At 55.7% G+C, this 3,157-nt stretch carries 4 protein-coding genes; 1 reads left to right on the forward strand and 3 read right to left on the reverse strand.

The features are described from left to right. Positions 1–194: 194 nt before the first annotated feature. Positions 195–479 (forward strand): DUF1496 domain-containing protein, encoded by a 285-nt coding sequence (locus ACSZPU_RS24620; RefSeq protein WP_499004202.1) that lies wholly within the window; start codon positions 195–197, stop codon positions 477–479. Here ACSZPU_RS24620 and ACSZPU_RS24625 read toward each other — a convergent pair. The 3 genes from ACSZPU_RS24625 to xthA form a co-directional block, all read right to left on the reverse strand. Next, positions 445–855 (reverse strand): pyrimidine (deoxy)nucleoside triphosphate diphosphatase, encoded by a 411-nt coding sequence (locus ACSZPU_RS24625; RefSeq protein ID WP_499004203.1) that lies wholly within the window; start codon positions 853–855, stop codon positions 445–447. The genes ACSZPU_RS24620 and ACSZPU_RS24625 overlap by 35 nt on opposite strands. A gap of 2 nt (positions 856–857) precedes the next feature. Next, positions 858–2,054: a rhodanese-like domain-containing protein gene (locus ACSZPU_RS24630; protein WP_499004204.1), complete on the reverse strand. Its 1,197-nt coding sequence runs from the start codon at positions 2,052–2,054 to the stop codon at positions 858–860. 62 nt (positions 2,055–2,116) lie between these two features. Then, entirely contained in the window at positions 2,117–2,926 is an 810-nt protein-coding gene (gene xthA / locus ACSZPU_RS24635; protein WP_499004206.1) for an exodeoxyribonuclease III, read from the reverse strand. Between the last annotated feature and the right edge of the window lie 231 nt (positions 2,927–3,157).

Consider the following 3,157-nt stretch of genomic DNA (forward strand, 5'->3'; position numbering starts at 1 on the left):
AGTCATGATAATAGGGCCTTCTGATTAGAAGGCCCTATTATCAATGATTTTTATCCTCGTGACGACACTATCTAAGTGGTATCAAATTAATAATGGGTGCCTATCCATAACAAAAAACGATGACGAAAGAAAATGCGGTTCAGTAATAGAGATCCGTTATAGTGATAAGAGTTTCTATTCAGGAAGAAAATGCTATGACGCGTTCATTTTGGCTGTGGGGTTGTGCGTTGATGCTGGTCTCTGCGGGAGCCAGCGCGGACAGGCGCGTGTCACCGGATGTGCAGGTGAATGTGCCGCCGGAGGTGTTTAGCTCCGGCGGGCAGCAAAATTCGCAGCCCTGTAATTTGTGCTGCGTTTATCAGAATCAGAATTACACCGAAGGGGCGGTGATTAAAGCCGAAGGCGTGCTACTCCAGTGCCAGCGCGATGAACGTACCGTCTCTACTAATCCGCTGGTCTGGCGGCGCGTGAAGCCATAAACGCCTCCAGTAACGGGATATCCGCAGGTGCGAGAGGCCAGTTGAAGGCCTCCTGCGGTGCGCACCAGACAAGTGCCGCGTGGTGGTGACGGGTAAGTGTGCCGATGAAGGTTGGCACATGCCAGGCGTGTAGATTAATAATGCGCCCGGAGACCTCGCGCTGGTGGCTGGCGATATACGCCACCAGCTGTGCATCAATGCCAAGCTCTTCACGAAGCTCGCGGATCAAGGCTTCTGGCTGGCTTTCCCCGGCTTCCACTTTGCCACCTGCAAACTCCCATAATCCCGCCTGATCACCCTGTTCCGGGCGCTGGGCCAGCAAAATCTGGCCATCGCGCTCAATGATGGCAGCGACAACCTCTATCGGTTTAAGCATGTTTATCCATTGTTGTGATGCAAGCTCCACTCATACCAGCCGCCATCATATACCGCGATGTTCGCCCAGCCCATGGCGCGGGCGCAGATAAACGCCAGAGACGCGCGCCAGCCTGTACCGCAGTAAAAGGCGATATGCTGGTCCGCCATAATATTCCATTCTTCCCACAGGGTGGCGATGTGTGATGTGCAGTGCAGCGTGCCATCAGGATTGAGGAACACCTCCATTCCGTCTTTGCCGTTTCCCGCGCGTCCCCAGCGTGCACCGGGGATCTCCCCGCAGGCAGCAATATAGCGATAGCCGCTGGTTGCGCCGGCAAACTCCGCCCAGGAGCGGATGCTGACCACCGAGGCATCCTGCCGGTTTAGCAGTGCCTGCGTCTGCTGCAGGGAGAGCATCAACTGCGGCTGAGCCGGGATCGCCAAACCAAAATCGTGGATGGGTGTGACAGGAATGGCATCAACTGATGCAACGGGAAGATTGGCGCGACGCCAGACCCGCCAGCCTCCGTCCAGCAGACGCACATCCTGCACTCCGGCATATAAGAGAATATGGGCCACGCGCGCGGCGGCAAGCGGGTTGCGGCTATAGAGAATGACCGTGGTATCCCGGCGAATGCCGTGCGCGGTTAGCACGCTGCGCAGTACGTCAGGGGCGACCACGTTCCACAGCGGCTCGACTTCCAGTTCATGGGTATCGAGATAGTCTGCGCCGGGAATATGCCCCTGACGGAAGTCATCGCGTATGCCCCAGCCCGCTTCTATCACCTGCCATGTACCGGCGGGCTTCTCGCTGACCTGACGATGGGCAATCAGATCGTGCAGCCAGTTTGCCGGGACGAGCTGATAAAAACCGGGTAAACGTTCGAGGGGAGAAGGGGACGAGAGTGCGTCGCTGATACGCCATGGCGCATTTAGCCCTTTCTGCTTTAACCAGGCTTCGACGGCGGCATTGTCATCCGGTGTGCCATAAAGCGCGATGCGGGTTTCAGCGGTCATTGGGCGCAGGGATGTCCAGGCGTCAAACTGTGCATCGGTTATATCATCGAGCCATGACGCGGCAAGGTTCCGCGCGCCGGGAACATGGCCGGATGTGCCGGAAAACGCATCCGGCCAGCCGTTATATAACGCGCTGTCGCGGGTATCGATAACCACGCCATTGTCCTGGCGGAAGTGGGAAAGCGTGATGTTTTTCGCCATAGCGTGGTCAGGTCCAAAAAGGGCGGTGGCAACGCGCGACCGCCGTGATGGAGGAGTGAAGCTTATTCGACTTTAAATTTAGCCCATACCGGAGCATGGTCGGAAGGTTTATCCATACCGCGGATGTCATAGTCGATGCCGGTCTCGATGCAGCGCTCTGCCAGCGGTGAGCTTGCCAGCAGCAAATCTATACGCAGGCCACGGTTGTCATCGAACCCTTTGGAACGGTAGTCAAACCACGAGAAGCGCTCGTTATTGTCCGGGTTCGCGGCACGCCAGGTATCTACCAGGCCCCAGTTAATCAGGCGGTCCATCCACGCGCGTTCTTCCGGCAGGAAGGAGCATTTGCCGGTACGCAGCCAGCGTTTACGGTTGTCTTCGCCAATGCCGATGTCCAGATCGGTAGGGCTGATGTTGACATCCCCCATGATCAGTACCGGATTTTCTTTTTTCAGCTCGGTTTCAATGTAGGTTTGCAGATCCTGGTAAAACTTCTCTTTTGCCGGGAATTTGGTCGGATGGTCGCGGCTTTCCCCCTGCGGGAAGTAACCATTGATGACTGTGATGTTACCCAGCGGAGACGGGATTTCCGTCATGATAATACGGCGTTGGGCTTCTTCGCCGTCATCCGGGAAACCGCGACGCACGGAGACTGGCGTCGCTTTGGTCAGCAGCGCCACGCCATAGTGGCCTTTCTGGCCATGATAAAAGACGTTGTAGCCAAGTTTTGCCACGTCTTCGAGCGGGAACATGTCGTCGTGGACTTTCGTCTCCTGCAGGCCAATCACGTCGGGCTGATGCTGCTCGACGATGGCTTCCAGTTGATGAGGACGGGCACGCAGGCCGTTGATATTAAAAGAGACAAATTTCATAGTCGCCGCCAGATTGCTGTGGGAATGTGGCAGGGATGTTAGCAGAAATTGACAAGGGATGCCTATGGCTAAAGACAGGGTACTGGCGCGCGGTTTAGCCAGAGTATTCGGGCATTTTATCTTTATTTAATTGAGTAGGTGAATGCATCTTAATTTGGCGGATTCAACTCCGAAGTGCAACGCTAAGCCGCCAATCTTAGCTCTGCAAACACCACAGACGGTTGCCTGAAT

This window comes from Phytobacter sp. V69, from assembly GCF_965644215.1.
Taxonomy (GTDB): domain Bacteria; phylum Pseudomonadota; class Gammaproteobacteria; order Enterobacterales; family Enterobacteriaceae; genus Phytobacter.